Source organism: Variovorax sp. GW531-E2, assembly GCF_059423125.1.
This window is the reverse complement of sequence record NZ_JBWKXQ010000015.1, coordinates 63,545-76,983: the sequence shown is the minus strand read 5'-3', so window position 1 is coordinate 76,983 and position 13,439 is coordinate 63,545. Positions and strand designations below refer to the sequence as shown.

The window sequence follows — 13,439 nt, the reverse complement described above, 5'->3', positions numbered from 1 at the left end:
CGGCGGTAACTCACAGCGGAATCAGCCAGCGACCTTGAACCTGCTTGCAAGGCGCCGAAGCTGCCTCCGCGGTGCGCGAAGAATCTTGATTCTGGTCAGGGGGTGTGCTTTTCTTGATCCGATCCTGCCGCTGGGTGATCCTTCCTTGCCCGCTTCTTGGTACGGAGCGAGCCTCTCCATGGGCTCTTACTTGTATTCGATGCTGAACGTGGCGGTGCCGTCGGCCCGACCCGGCGTCACCTGGTTGCCGGTCTGGAAGTAGCGCGCGGTGTAGTTCAGCACGTAGTCGCCGTTCCTCGAGGTGCCGACCAGCGCTTCTTCCCCGAACTTCACGGGCACGTTCTTCGCGTCGATCACCTGGATGCCCACGCCGGTCGCCAGGTTCGGCGTGCCTCGCGTGGGTCGCAGCACGCCGGGTTCGTTCGACGGATCTTGTGGCGCATCCATGCGCAGGTACACCGTGTTCTGCGCGTTCTGTCCCGCCTTGCAGTTGAGCTTGATGCTGAACTTGCGTTCGGCCGTGGTGCTGCCGCGGCCCTTGAAGCCGTCCTTGGGCACCTTGCCGAATTGCACCAGGATGTTGCGCGAGCCCAGGTCGACCGAACACGAGGGCGTGATGATGGTGATGCCTTCGCCCAGCAGGTTCGTCGTGAGAACCGACTGCGTGTCGGCGACGCTGTAGTACTGGGTGTAGGTGCCCTGCGCGAGCGGGCCGTTGCCGGTGACGGGCGCGGTCTTGAACAGTTCCACCTGAAAGCGGGACGCCGCGTTGAAATCGCCGAAGTCGTCGGTGGTCGAGCGCTCGTGCGGGTAGTAGGAGACCGAGCTTTGGTCGAAGTAGCGCGACAGGCGGATGCCCACCCCGGGGACGCTGGTGGTGAACACGTGGTCGTAGCCCGGCACGGGGGTGCCCTGCAGCATCACGCCTTTCACGACGCCGCCTTTCTTGCAGGTCCATGGCTTGTCGGTCGTGCCGGAAAGGGGCAGGGGAAAGAACTGCTGCTTGAACACCGTGCCCACGGTGGCGTCGTTGGGAATGACGACGCGGCCGATGTTCATGTTGACGATTTTTTCCACGTAGCCCTTGGTCACGTAGCACTCGGCCAGCACTGGCGAGGCGCACAGCAGCAGGCCCAGCGCCGAGGCGACTGTGCGTGCATTCAACAGGATGGGTCTGCTCATTTCATTCCCTTCGGTGGCGCGCTGTCTGTCGCCTGGCATTGCGCGGTCAGTTCGCGGATGGGCGGGGGACTGGGATCGACCGGCAGGCGGTAGGGCACGTTGCACTGGTCCGCCGCGTCCTGGCCCCAGCGCACCGTGAGCTGGCCGCTGTCGCCCGCGCCCGTGACGAAGGCCTGGCCGTCTGGTCCGACGACGCCGACTTCCTGGCCGCTCTCGCTCTCGATCCGCGCGCCCAGCGGCAGTGCGCGTCCCTTGCCGTTGGTCAGCGTGATCAGCAGCCGGTAGCCCACCGAGGTCTCGAACCGCGCGGCCACCACGGCGCCGCGCGTGGGCACCACGTCCATGGCGGCGTTCTTGACTTCCACGGTGTCACCCAGGTCGCCGGTGCGAAGCGCGACGCGGTTGAGCCGGTACGGGCTGAGGTTGGGAATGACGGCGTCGCCCGCCCAATCGGTGCTCACGCCCGGACGCGATTCGAGGCCGACGCCCTGCGCCTTGGGCGCCTGCACCAGCGCCACGGTTTCGCCCAGCGGTTGCGACAGCGTCACGCCACCCGCATGCGCCAGCAGGCCGCCGGCCACGCCGACCGTGGTCTGGCCGTAGCCCAGGCCGCGCGAATGCCCGAGGTCGAGGCGGCCCACGGGCGAGAGGTAGCTGGCGCTTGCGCTGCCGCTGCTGTCGCCTCCCTGGTTGGCATGCGCCGCGGTCAGGTTGTAGGTCAGGCGACTGTCGTCGAACGCCGCGCCGTAGACGCTGGCCTGCTGCACCAGCCGGCCACCGATCTCCCGCGTGGCGGCGTACTGCGCATGGGCGCGCGTGTCGCCCAGGGGAATGGTCAGCGTGAACATGATCTGCCGGTTCGGCGCGCGGTTCAGGCTGGTGCTGTGGTTGTAGAAGAGGCTGTAGCCGAACTGCCTGTAGCTGCCCGAGTAGCCGATTTGCACCAGCCGGTCCTGGGCGGAGGTGCCCCAGTAGCTCTGCTGGCGCGCCGAGGCGTACACCGATCCCCACTCGCCGAGCTGCTGCGACAGCTCGAAGCGCAGTTCGTTGCGCCGGCTGTGGAGCGACTCCTGCGGCTGCAGGTCCTGCATCTGCACCGCCTCCTGGAAGGTGCGGTAGCCGCTGGTCGAATAGCGGTAGCCCGCCACGCGAAAGCTGGTGCCGGCGTCCAGGAAGGATTTCGAATACAGGAAGCGCAGCGACTGCCCGTTGTAGACCGACGCGCCGTTCAGGGGCGTGCGATCGGTGGTCCGCGCGTGCGTCAGATCGACCGAGACGGCGCCGAAATCGCGCAGGTTCTTGCCAACCCCGATGAGCAGCGACTGGTACATGTTCGCCCCCAGCAGCCCGCCGTACAGCGAGAGCTCGTTGCCCAGCCCGCGCGCCAGCGTGGCCTGCAGGAAGGCCGGTCGTGCCGCTGCAGGCGTGGTCGGCGCGGTCTCCACGCCTTCGCCATTGCGGTACCTGCCGACGGCGGCCGAGAAGCGCCACGTGCCTTCGCGCAGCAGCGTGGGCACGGCCGAGAAGGCCTGCGTGTAGCGCGTCTGCCGGCCGTCGGCCTCGGCGATGCTCACTTCGAGGTCGCCGCTCGACGAGGTGGGGTAGAGGTCGTCGATGACGAACGGGCCGGGTGCGACGTAGGTGCTGTAGATGATGTAGCCGTTCTGACGCACCGTGACCCGCGCGTTGGTCTGGGCGACGCCGCGGATGGTGGGGGCGTAGCCCTGCTGGCTGTCGGGCAGCATCGCGTCGTCGGAGGCCAGCTGCACGCCCCGGAATGGCAGGCTGTCGAAGAAGTTGCCGGGCGTGTTGCCGTCGCCGATGCGCAGGTAGGCGTTGATCGATGCCAGGTCGCGTTGCGCATACGTGCTCACGCTTTGCCAGCGGCTGTGGCCGTCGAGGCCGCGGTTGTAGGTCGAGAAATGGCGAAAGCGCCAGTCGCCGACATTGAAACCCGCGCGCAGTCCCGCGAAGAGCGTGTTGCGCTGCGGCTTGCGCGCGTTGTCGGCGAACGGATTGCCGTCGAAGATGTTCTGTGGCGCCGTCGGCATCGGCGCGGTGTCGCGCGTGCTGTTGCCGCTGTAGCGCGCGAAGTTCAGCTGGTAGTCCAGCATCCCGGCGGTGACGCCGCGGTCCCACTTTTCGGGGCCGACGGCCCCGCGTGCCGACCGCTTCAAGGCCGCTTGCGGAATGCTGAGCGTCAGGCGCTGCTTGCTGCCGTCGTAGGTGACGGCGGATTCGGGAATGGCGGAGACCAGGTCGACGCAGGCGTCGTCCGGGAGGCTCGCCAGGCCGGGAAACACCAGCACGTTGAGGCCCCACGTGTCGAACATGCCTCGTGTGAGGCAAGGCGTGGCGTCGAGATGGCCTTCCACCGCGGTGAAGCGGATGTCGGTCTGGCCGGTGCTGCGCTCGTTGAGCGAGACATCGACGAGATACGTCCCGGGCAGCACGCGATTGCCCGTGGAGAACAGGGACAGGTCTGCGTGCGGCTGGTCGCCGCCGATGCTGAGAAATTCCGCATTGAAGTCGGCACCGCCCGACGGCGGCCGTGGCGCGGGTTGCTGTGCGAGCGCCGGCACGCTCAGCATGCCGAGCGCACCCAGCATGGCGGCATGAAGTACCGATCGGGCGGGTGCGCGAAAGACGCAGGAGTGACGCATGGCGATTCGTCCCGGACGCGGGGTTGTCACTGCTTGCTGCCGTCCGCCGAGGCGGCGGGCGCAGACAGCAGTTCAGCCTTTACCGCCACGGGCGTGGAGCCCTGGGGAACGCGGACCTGCTCCCCGGGCGTCTCGCCGCCGTAGTCGTTGAGCGTGGTGAAGCTCACCCGGATCGCTTCGGGCGTCTTCACCGCGGTCAGCGGGTAGCTGGCTTCGCCGAAGGGCGGCACCATGTCCGCGTTGATCTTCTGCTGGCCGTCGTTGATGTCCAGCGCCGTGAACGTCACGTGGTAGGCCGACGGATTGGCGACCCGCAGCACCGCGCCGCGCCCCTCGGGGCCGGGGCTCACCACCCACTGCAATTGCGCGCGTGCCTCTTCCGGCTTGCCCGCCAGCCGCGCCGGCCGGTAGAACAGCTTGATGCGGCTGCGCACCGCGATCTGGAGCACGTTCTCCTCCTTCGAACGCTCGGGGATCTCCTTGACGTTGAGCCAGAACACCGACTCGCGGTCGGCCGGCAGGTCGCCGGCCACGCGCATGATGCGCAGGATGTTCTCCATGCCCGGATCGAGCCGCGACAGCGGCGGCGTGACGAGCAGCGGGGTCTTGTTCTGGCCTTCGCCGGCGTCGATCCAGGTCTGGACCACGTAGGGCGAGGTGCTGGTGTTCTTCACCGGGATGGAGGCTTCGCGGTCCTTCTCGCCCAGGATCACGCGCGTGCCGCTGAGCGTGATGCCCGCACCGGCCGGCCACGGAAGGCTCAACGCCAGCAGGACGGCCAAGGTCCATCGGAAGCGGTTCTTGCTGAACATAGAAAAAATTCCTCGGCGCGTTTCCGACACATGAACCGCGCGCACCCGACCGTGCCGGCGCACCACGCAGTGCGCCCGGCGTGCGGGCAAGAAAAGAAAACGGGAGGTGGCACCTGCCGCCGTGTGTCGATCGGGCGGTGGTGCCGTGAGGCCGGGGCGGTATCGCGCCGACGCGATGCGAAGGGCTTCGGTCGGCGTGCGAGGACCGCGGATGCGGCGATTACTTGTAGGCGATCGTGAACTGCGCGACCGAGTTGGCCGGACCCGCCGTGACGGCCGAGCGGGTGGCGACGTACGCAGCCTGGAACTTGAGTGCGTTGTCGCCCTGGCCCAGGATGTAGACCGCCGACGGCGAGCCCAGCGGGAGCTTGGTGCCGGCGGAATCGCCGAGTTCGATGGCGACGCCGCTGGCGGCACCGACGCCGACCTGCCCGGCGTTGGCCAGGCGCAGGTTGCTGGCGTCATCGAGGTCGGCGGTGCCGCTGAAGGTCACGGTCGCGCCCTTGGCGGTGGCGCCGCAACCCAGCAGGTCGATGTTGAACCTGGCGGGCGTGGCCTTCTTGCCAACGACCGCGGTGCCGGCGGTGGCGCCGTCGAACACGGTGCGCGACACCTTGCCCAGCGGCACGGTCAGGTTCTGGCTGCTTGGTGCGATCGAGCACAGCGTGTCGACGATCTCGCCGGTGAAGTTCACGGTGCCGTCGGCGGCCAGCGCGCCTTGAGAGAGAACCACGGTGACCGCGACTGCTGCAGCCTTGAAAAAACTACCCTTTTGCATTTGATTTCCCTGAATTTTTAAGAATGAATAACGTTTGCCTTTGTAAGGCGGGCGGAGTCTATTTCTTAAATCTTCTCGATGAAATGCGGAGTTTTCAGTGATTAACTTTGGTTGTGTTTGGTTGTTCGTTCTTGTGAAGAAATGGTGACATATTTCATGAGAAATGCAGCTTGGTGGAATTAAAAAACTCACCGCGCATAGGCGAATGAATATGGCGATTTAAAGGAAGATCGCCGATTGAGGGTTGTCGGCGCTCAAGAAATTGCGTCCAAATTGTTAATTGAAAATGCAGATCACCACGCCGATCGAGTCTTTGCAAAAGTCCGCTTGAGCTGGGCCGGCGGCATCAGCTCTTGGCCAAACGGTTAATTTTCGAGTGATTTAGTTCACTTTTGAATGTCCGCAGGTCATTGGAATATCACGCGACTCCAAACGCGTATGCCTGCGGGACACATGCCGTTCATAAATTGACCTGACTCCCACGCGACCGGCGCAGGAGCACCGGCGTGACAGGGCCTCCGAAGACAAACCCCGCGCGCACAACATCCAAACCCACGTCTTCAGGAGTTCACTCGATATGCGTACCCATTTCATTGCCGCCGTTGCTTTCACTGGCGCACTCGCCCTCTCGCAATCCGCCTCGGCGGCGGACGGGAACATCTCTTTCAACGGCGAGATCACGGGCCAGACCTGCGTGATCAACGGCGGCAACAAAGACATCATCGTGACCTTGCCGACCGTCGCCGCCAGCACGCTCAGCGCGACCGGCAAGACGGCCGGGAAGACGCCGTTCAGCATCGACCTGACCGGCTGCGCCGCCACACCCGCCAAGGTGCAGGTCCAGTTCGAACCGGGTGCCACCGTGGACAGCACGACCGGCCGCCTCATTCCCGCCCCGGGTGGGGCCACCAATGTGCAGGTCGGCCTGAGCAACGCAGACGACGCCAGCGCGATCAAGCTCGGCCTGGCGCTGTCGGCGCAGAACTCCAGGGCCGCCGACATCGTCAACGGCGCGGCCTCGCTGCGCTACACGGCCGAGTACGTCGCCAGCGGCGGTGCCGCCACCGTCGGCAAGGTCACGACGAGCGTCGTGTATTCGATCGCCTACCAGTGACGGGTTGCGCGGGCGGCCGCAGTCAGCGGTCGCCCGTGTCCGGAATGACCGCTTCGGGAGGACCCATGAAGACTGCGCATGCATCGGCTGCGATGCGGACCGTGACGGCGGCCGTCGGCGCGCTCGTCCTGTGTGGCGGGGTGCAGGCGGCCGTGGTGATCGCCGCCACCCGCGTCATCTATCCCGCGAAAGAAACCGAGGTCACGCTGAGGCTCTCGAACGAAGGGGCGTCGCCCGCCCTCGTGCAGGTATGGACCGATGACGGCAACGCCGAAGCCGGTCCTGCCGCGAAGGGCGCGCCGTTCCTGGTCACGCCGCCGGTGTCCCGCATCGATCCCACGCGCAGCCAGACCCTGCGCATCGCCTACACGGGGGAGCCGCTGCCCTCGGACCGCGAGTCGGTGTTCTGGCTCAACATGCTCGAAGTGCCGCCCCGTCCCGAAGGGGCCATGGCCGACGCGAACAAGCTGCAGCTGGCGTTCCGTTCGCGGATCAAGCTGTTCTTCCGTCCGCCCGGGCTGGCGGGCAAGGCCGAAGGGGCCCCGGCCCAGGCGGTCTGGCGGCTGGTCGGGCGCGAGGGCGCGCCGGCGCTCGAGGTGCGCAACCCGACGCCCTATCACCTGAACCTCGTCTCGGTGGAACTCGAGAGCGATGGCAAGCGCGCAGGGTTCGACGATGGTGTGATGGTGGCGCCGGGCGAAACCAGGGAGCTCCCGCTGAAGGGTTCGCTCGATGGCCGTGCGGCCGCAGACCTCCAGCTTCGCTATCAGACGCTGAACGACTACGGTGGCGCCGTGCAAGGCAACGCCGTGCTCCCCAAGGGCGCCGCACGCTAGCGGATGGCGACGCATGAAGGCCTCGAAGAACGCCGTGCGGACCGTGCGGCGGTTGTCCCCCTGCGCGTTGGCGGCGCTTCTGGCGATGGCGGCCAGCACGCAGGCCAGGGCCAACACGCCGGCCGCCGCAACGCAGCCTGCGGAAGTGCGTTTCAACGAAGACTTCCTGCGGCTGGGCAACGGCGTGCCGCTGGACCTGAGCCGCTACAACAAGGGCAACCCCGCTGAGGCGGGGCGCTATCGCGCCGACCTCTACGTCAACCAGGTCTGGCTCGGGCGTAGCACTGTCACGCTGAAGGCCGTGGGCGCGCGCAGCGGCGATGTTGCGACCTGCTTCGACCGCGATCTGCTGGAGCGTGTGGGCATCGACCTGCAACGGCTGTCGCCCGAGGCAGTGGCCCTGTTGCCAGTTGCCTCGCCCTCGCAACAAGACTGCGTGGCACTGGCCCAACTGGTGCCCGACGCGACCGCGTTCTTCGACAACGGCGAACAGCGGCTCGACATCGGCGTGCCGCAGGCGGCGCTTCGGCGCCAGGCGCGCGGCCATGTGGACCCGAGCCAATGGGACGACGGCGTGCCCGCCGCCTTGCTGCAGTACGACGCCAACTACTACCGCTCGAAGACCGCAGGACGCTCGGACAGCCAGGGCTATGTGGGCCTGATGGCGGGCGGCAACATCGGCCCCTGGCGGCTGCGGCACCACGGCAGCCTCACGACCGGCTCGGCGCGAGGCACCCACTACCAGGGCACGCAGACCTACGTGCAGCGCGCCGTCGAACCCTGGGGCAGCCAGCTGGTGGTGGGCGATGCCTTCACCGAGGGCGCGCTGTTCGACAGCTTCGGCTTTCGCGGCGTGCAGCTGGCCACCGACGACCGCATGGTGCCGGAGTCTCAGCGCGGCTATGCGCCGCGCATCACCGGCATCGCTCGCGGCAATGCGGTGGTGCGCGTGCGGCAGAACGGCAACCTGCTGCGCGAGACCACGGTGGCGGCCGGTGCCTTCGTGATCGACGATCTGTACCCCACGGGCTACGGCGGCGACCTCGACGTCGAAGTCACTGAAGCCGACGGCAGCGTGCAGGTGTCGAAGGTGCCTTATGCGGCTGCGGTGAACGCGCTGCGTCCCGGCATCACGCGTTACCGCGTGACGGCGGGCCAATTGCGCGATTCACAGCTGCACGCCCGGCGCGCGTTGTTCCAGGGCACGGTGCAGCATGGCTTCACGAACATGCTCACGGGCTACGGCGGCGTGCTGGTTGCACGCGGCTATCGCGCCCTGGTGGGTGGGGCTGCGCTCAACACCAGCTGGGGCGCCTTCGGCGTCGACCTGACCGGCACCGCGGCCAGCCTGTCCGGGCAGGAGCGCCGAAGCGGCCACAGCGTGCGGCTGGCCTACACCAAGATCCTGGCGCCCACCGACACCCACGTCACGCTTGCGGCCTACCGCTATTCGAGCAAGGGCTACCTGGGCCTGCGCGAAGCCGTGGCGCTGGGCGAGGCCCCGGGGCCCTCGCGCGGCGACGGCAGCGGCCTGCCGGGCGGACACCTGCGCGGCCGCCTTCAGCTCATGCTCAACCAGAACCTGCCGGGCGACATGGGGTCCTTCTACCTGAGTGGCTCGACCCAGGACTACTGGAATCGCGAGGGCCGGGACACGCAGTTCCAGGCCGGCTACAGCAAGAGCTTCGGCCGCGTGAACCTCGGGCTCTCGGCCGCCCGGCAGTTCGACCCCTTGCGCAAGCGCTGGAACAACACGGTCATGCTGACCTTCGGCATTCCGCTGGACGCCGGGTCGCGTGAGGTCTACACCACGTCGAGCGTGCAGCGCGATTCCAGCGGCGCGATCGACATGCGCACCTCCGCAGGCGGCGTGTTCGGCGAAGACAACGCGTGGAGCTACAGCCTCAACGCGAGCCACAGCAGCGGGGGCGACGGGGTGTCGACGTCGTCACGCACCGGCGGTGGCGCCACGGTGGCCCATGTCTCGCCCGTCGCCACCTGGCGCGGCAGCGCGTCGGCCGGCGAAGGCTATTCGCAGCTGGGCGTGGGCGTGTCGGGCGGTGTGGTGGCCCACGGCGGTGGCGTGGTGTTCGCGCCTGCGATGGGCGAAACGCTCGCCATCGTCGAGGCGACGGGCGCGAACGGTGCGCGCGTCGCCAATGCAAGCGGGTTGCGTGTCGGGCCAGGAGGGCAGGCCGTGGTGTCGAACCTCGCGCCCTTTGCGAGCAACGAAGTCGAGCTCGATCCCAAGGGCCTGCCGATGAGCGTGGAGCTGAAGTCGAGCACGCAGCGCGTCGCACCCACGGCGGGTGCCGTGGTCAAGCTGAAGTTCGAGACCTCGGGCGGCGGGCGCTCGGTGCTCGTGCGCGTCACCCTGGCCGACGGCACGCCGGTGCCGTTTGGTGCGCGGGTGACGGATGCGGCGGGGCAGGAGGTCGGCACGGTGGCGCAGGACGGGCGGCTCTTGCTGCGCAGCGTGATCGCCGACGCCGCGCAGTACGAGTTGGCGTGGGGCGAGGAGAAGGGGCAGCGCTGCAGCTTGCCACTTCTGTCGGGCGCGGCGCCGACCGATGCCCCTGCGTCGCCGTGGCAGGCGGTGGACGCTCAGTGCGCCCAGTGAGGGGCGAGCCTGCCTCAAGACAACGGACAAACAAGGACACGCGATGAACTGCAAGGGATGGCTATCGAGATCGGGCAGCCGCATCATGCGCGCGGCACTGGTGTGTCTCGTCACGTGCTTGCTGGGGGTGCCTTCGATGACCCTTGCGCAAACGAAATGTGCTCCGATGGCCAATCAGATACTTGCTGTGCCAGCCACGATCGCTGTGCCTCGTGACCTGCCGGTTGGCGGGATCCTGATGGATTGGCGAGGCCTGCCTTCAGCGACGACTTCCATGTATGAGTGCACCGGGAATGCCGTTTTCGGCGCAGCAATCAGGGTCGCAGGACTGTCCAAGTCAGGCATTCAGACCAGTTACTCGGGGGCAGCGGTCAGTGTCTTCGAAACCAATGTTCCAGGGGTCGGCGTCGCATTTGCCATCGGCCTTTCAGTGCAAGGGCTTGCTTGCATGAGTGGTGTACTGGATCCCGGTGGATTGCCTTCGGCAGGCGTTGCAGGAACGGTCCAGTCGGCGCCTGAATACGGCGTCTGGTTCCAGTGCGGGCTGGCGTCGTCGACCAAGACCACGCTGGGGATTGGCCTGCGCATGCAGTATGTGAAAACCGGCCCGATCAGCGGTGGCACCGTCACACCCTCCGCGTCGATGCTGGAATCGAGGTACAGCATCAATGGCGTTCTCAGCAAGGGAGCATGGGGAGTGACCGTGGGACCCACTGTCATCCAAGGCCCTCCGACCTGCACTGTGCAGGATGTGGCCGTTGCCCTGGGATCACACAAGAGCTCGGCCTTCAGCAGGATTGGAGCCACGGGGCCCGCGAAGGCGTTCGCGATCACGGTCACGTGCCCTTCGGGCATGCTGGTCACCGTCGGCGGCATCTCACGGCCGCTGAACATCGGATATCAATTTGCCGCGCCCGCTGGTGTGTTGGTGCCATCCAACGGTGTGATCGCGTTGTCTCCGGGGGCGACCGCCTCGGGGATCGGCGTGCAACTGAAGGACGCCGCGTCCGCAGTCCTACAGTTCGGAAAGAACTATCCTCTGACGGGCTACAACGTTACTTCGGGTAGCACCCATTCCGTCAAGCTGCAGGCCGCCTACTACCAGACCGGAGCAGTGGTCGGGCCCGGTACTGCCAATGCCGTGATGACATTCACGTTGAACTACCAGTAGCACGCCCTTAACGCGCCCCTTGGGCATCCGGTCCGCACGCCCTCGGCACAACCCGCCATCTTGCACGCAGACAGCGCCGTCAGGTGGAGTGAATGCACTGAGAAACGCGTCACATTGCACGCTTAACATGGCTCCTTCGCCTTGCCCAAGGCGCTCTTGAACGTGCCGCTTCGGCGGCAGATGGCAAGGAGGGAGCACCCATGGAACGACGCACGGTTTCTCTTCGTCGGCTGGCCGCGATGGTTGGCATTTCCTGGCTGGGCGGGCTGGCGCTTGGCAGCCACGCCGGGGACGGCACCATTCATTTCACCGGCGCCATCGTCGCCGCGCCCTACCAAGTGGCCCTGGTGCAACCCCAGCAACATCAACGACAACAGCCGCAGCGGATGAAGGCGACATCGACGGGCGAACGCCAGGCCGAATTGGCCTTTTCCCGTGAAACCGTGGACCGGCCCAGCGCGCGAATGAAGGTCGAGATGGCGCGCACGCAGGCGGTGTCGGCGCGCTTCGTGGACAGCCGGGGGCGCACGCAGGCCATCGATCCCGCGCAGTGGCATGCGATCGGCCAGCAGGGCGGCACGCTGTCACTGCTTGCGTTGGCGCAGCCGCAAGCAGGCGGCCCATCGGCCGCACTGGTGACGCTCGCCTACGACTGACGCTGCGACGTCGCGACGCTGGCGTGAACCATGTCGGTGGCGGCCATCGCACCGACGCCCACGCCCGCCATGTCGAGTCGAGAGATCGGCAGCGTCTGGCTCTGGCTGTGGCGCATGGCCATCCGCAGGCGGAACTCCTTGGGCGTCATGCCCTTGATCTCCAGGAAGCGCCGGTTGAAGTTGGCGATGTTGTTGTACCCGGCGGCGTAGCAGATGCTCGAGATCTGCTGGTCGCTTTCCATCAGCAGTTGGCACGCCTTGCCGACGCGCAGCCGGTTCACGAAATCTGTGAACGGCACGCCCGTGGCCTGGCTGAACAGTCGCGAGAAACTACCCTGGCTCAGGCCTGTCTGCGCGCAGACCTCCGAGAGTGACAACGGCTGGTCGAGGTGCTGCCGGATGTACGCGACGGCCTTGCCGATGCCAGCGACCGTCTCCGCGTTGCCCTTGACCGGCAGCCAGCCCGACGAGAGCACGCGATGCTGCCTGCAGCGCGTGAGCAGGCTCAGCAGGCCGAGAAACTCGGAGAACCGTTCAGGCCCTTCGCTGCGCTGCAGGCGCTCGAGGTGCTCGCGCACGTCGTCGCTGACGCCGAAGAACTCGACCCCGTAGCGGGCCATTTCGAGCAGCGGGGCTGCTTCCTGCAGTTCGGCGAACACCTGCATGCCCTGGCGCAGCGGCGCGTCCGGAAACTGCAAGGCGAGGCTGCGAAGTTCCACGCCTTCGGACGGGAGGTTGAGCGACACCCAGTTGTGCGGCAACCGGGGCCCGGTGAGCACCAGATGGCCGGGCTCGAAGCGCCCGACGTGGTCGCCGACGAAGGCCCAGCCCCCCGTGTCGGCGATCAGGTGCAGCTCGTACGCGTCGTGGCAGTGCCAGCGCTCCTGCGGCGACGGGCTGCCGTGCTGCAGGCTGTGCAGGAAGCCGCGCTGGCCTGAGGGCACCGGACCGGTCTGCGGATGGTGCATGAAGCTGTGCTCGATCTCCGGCGCGGGGTTGCGGCGCACGCCTTGCGGCTTGATGGCGCTCCTCATCGCGGATGCGGCGCGGCGGCGCCCCGTGCGGTCTTCCTGCGTGTCCCTCGTCCTGGCATCGAGCACTCCCCTTTGTATGTGTCTTGTGGCGGTTGCCGGGCCGTCCGGATTCGCGGCAGGCGAACGGTCGGCGCTCAAGACCTATTGGGGCGGAGCTCTGTAAATAAAAAGTAAACAATTCAAAAGCACAAAGAAACACGCGCAATGCAAACAAGTGTTCTGCGCATGCGGAGGCCCGCGGCCCGGGGGCGCCCGCTTGGGGAACTCAGGCCGCGTGGGCCGTGGTCGCTGGTGCGTCTGTGCGGTGGTGGGCCAGGGCCTGCGCAATGGCCCGCACCAGGTCGGCCGTGAGGAAAGGCTTGCGCAGGATCCGCGTGCGCGGCGGCACCGCGTAGCGGTGCGCGAGCAGGTCGGAGGGAAGTCCCGAGATCAACACCACGGCAGTGCGCGGGTAGAGGCGCTGCACGTCGCGCATCAGCTGCAGGCCGTCGCCGCCGGGGCCCAGGCTGACGTCCGACAGCACCAGGTCGAAGGCCTGGCGTTCGAGCGCGGCGGTGGCGTGGGGGGGGGGGG

The 13,439-nt window shown here is 67.0% G+C and carries 11 protein-coding genes; 5 read left to right on the top strand and 6 right to left on the bottom strand.

Translation table 11 applies throughout. The features are described 5' to 3' along the window. Nucleotides 1–186: 186 nt before the first annotated feature. The 4 genes from AC07XP_RS11935 to AC07XP_RS11920 all read right to left on the bottom strand — a co-directional run bounded on the left by AC07XP_RS11935 (nucleotide 187) and on the right by AC07XP_RS11920 (nucleotide 5,435). Nucleotides 187–1,182 carry a fimbrial protein gene (locus AC07XP_RS11935; RefSeq protein ID WP_495264786.1) on the bottom strand — a complete coding sequence of 332 codons (996 nt, stop codon included), beginning with the start codon at nucleotides 1,180–1,182 and terminating at the stop codon, nucleotides 187–189. Beyond that, entirely contained in the window at nucleotides 1,179–3,791 is a 2,613-nt protein-coding gene (locus tag AC07XP_RS11930; RefSeq protein WP_495264785.1) for a fimbria/pilus outer membrane usher protein, read from the bottom strand. The genes AC07XP_RS11935 and AC07XP_RS11930 overlap by 4 nt, the downstream gene beginning before the upstream one ends. Before the next feature lie 80 nt (nucleotides 3,792–3,871). Continuing rightward, nucleotides 3,872–4,657, bottom strand: a complete 786-nt coding sequence (locus tag AC07XP_RS11925; RefSeq protein WP_495264784.1) for a fimbrial biogenesis chaperone — start codon at nucleotides 4,655–4,657, stop codon at nucleotides 3,872–3,874. Between the two features lie 220 nt (nucleotides 4,658–4,877). Continuing rightward, complete coding sequence (locus tag AC07XP_RS11920; RefSeq protein WP_095743456.1) at nucleotides 4,878–5,435, bottom strand: fimbrial protein; 558 nt, start codon at nucleotides 5,433–5,435, stop codon at nucleotides 4,878–4,880. A 577-nt stretch (nucleotides 5,436–6,012) separates the two neighbouring features. On the opposite strand from AC07XP_RS11920, the gene AC07XP_RS11915 reads away from it, so the two are divergent. The 5 genes from AC07XP_RS11915 (at nucleotide 6,013) to AC07XP_RS11895 (ending at nucleotide 11,832) form a co-directional block, all read left to right on the top strand. Next, nucleotides 6,013–6,549 (top strand): fimbrial protein, encoded by a 537-nt coding sequence (locus AC07XP_RS11915; protein WP_095949448.1) that lies wholly within the window; start codon nucleotides 6,013–6,015, stop codon nucleotides 6,547–6,549. A gap of 65 nt (nucleotides 6,550–6,614) precedes the next feature. Next, nucleotides 6,615–7,385: a fimbrial biogenesis chaperone gene (locus AC07XP_RS11910; protein WP_495264783.1), complete on the top strand. Its 771-nt coding sequence runs from the start codon at nucleotides 6,615–6,617 to the stop codon at nucleotides 7,383–7,385. Between the two features lie 13 nt (nucleotides 7,386–7,398). After that, a complete protein-coding gene (locus tag AC07XP_RS11905) occupies nucleotides 7,399–10,005 on the top strand; it encodes a fimbria/pilus outer membrane usher protein (protein WP_495264782.1) in 2,607 nt (868 codons plus the stop codon). A 43-nt stretch (nucleotides 10,006–10,048) separates the two neighbouring features. After that, on the top strand, nucleotides 10,049–11,176 hold the full coding sequence (locus AC07XP_RS11900; RefSeq protein ID WP_495264781.1) for a fimbrial protein: 1,128 nt from the start codon (nucleotides 10,049–10,051) through the stop codon (nucleotides 11,174–11,176). Nucleotides 11,177–11,376: 200 nt separating this feature from the next. Next, nucleotides 11,377–11,832, top strand: a complete 456-nt coding sequence (locus AC07XP_RS11895; RefSeq protein WP_369631105.1) for a hypothetical protein — start codon at nucleotides 11,377–11,379, stop codon at nucleotides 11,830–11,832. Here the strand turns inward: AC07XP_RS11895 and AC07XP_RS11890 are convergent. Continuing rightward, a complete protein-coding gene (locus AC07XP_RS11890) occupies nucleotides 11,823–12,866 on the bottom strand; it encodes a helix-turn-helix domain-containing protein (RefSeq protein WP_495264780.1) in 1,044 nt (347 codons plus the stop codon). The two genes, AC07XP_RS11895 and AC07XP_RS11890, sit on opposite strands and share 10 nt — an antisense overlap. Nucleotides 12,867–13,131: 265 nt before the next feature. Then, a partial coding sequence (locus AC07XP_RS11885) for a response regulator (protein WP_495264779.1) occupies nucleotides 13,132–13,439 on the bottom strand: 308 nt, incomplete at its 5' end.

What these genes read in the sequence shown, in the direction of transcription:
- AC07XP_RS11905 (WP_495264782.1), top strand. Translation starts at nt 7,399, where the DNA reads ATGAAGGCCTCGAAGAACGCCGTGCGGACCGTGCGGCGGTTGTCCCCC.
- AC07XP_RS11920 (WP_095743456.1), bottom strand. Translation starts at nt 5,435, where the DNA reads ATGCAAAAGGGTAGTTTTTTCAAGGCTGCAGCAGTCGCGGTCACCGTG.
- AC07XP_RS11925 (WP_495264784.1), bottom strand. Translation starts at nt 4,657, where the DNA reads ATGTTCAGCAAGAACCGCTTCCGATGGACCTTGGCCGTCCTGCTGGCG.
- AC07XP_RS11915 (WP_095949448.1), top strand. Translation starts at nt 6,013, where the DNA reads ATGCGTACCCATTTCATTGCCGCCGTTGCTTTCACTGGCGCACTCGCC.
- AC07XP_RS11930 (WP_495264785.1), bottom strand. Translation starts at nt 3,791, where the DNA reads ATGCTGGGTGCGCTCGGCATGCTGAGCGTGCCGGCGCTCGCACAGCAA.
- AC07XP_RS11935 (WP_495264786.1), bottom strand. Translation starts at nt 1,182, where the DNA reads ATGAGCAGACCCATCCTGTTGAATGCACGCACAGTCGCCTCGGCGCTG.
- AC07XP_RS11900 (WP_495264781.1), top strand. Translation starts at nt 10,049, where the DNA reads ATGAACTGCAAGGGATGGCTATCGAGATCGGGCAGCCGCATCATGCGC.
- AC07XP_RS11890 (WP_495264780.1), bottom strand. Translation starts at nt 12,866, where the DNA reads ATGAGGAGCGCCATCAAGCCGCAAGGCGTGCGCCGCAACCCCGCGCCG.
- AC07XP_RS11895 (WP_369631105.1), top strand. Translation starts at nt 11,377, where the DNA reads ATGGAACGACGCACGGTTTCTCTTCGTCGGCTGGCCGCGATGGTTGGC.
- AC07XP_RS11910 (WP_495264783.1), top strand. Translation starts at nt 6,615, where the DNA reads ATGAAGACTGCGCATGCATCGGCTGCGATGCGGACCGTGACGGCGGCC.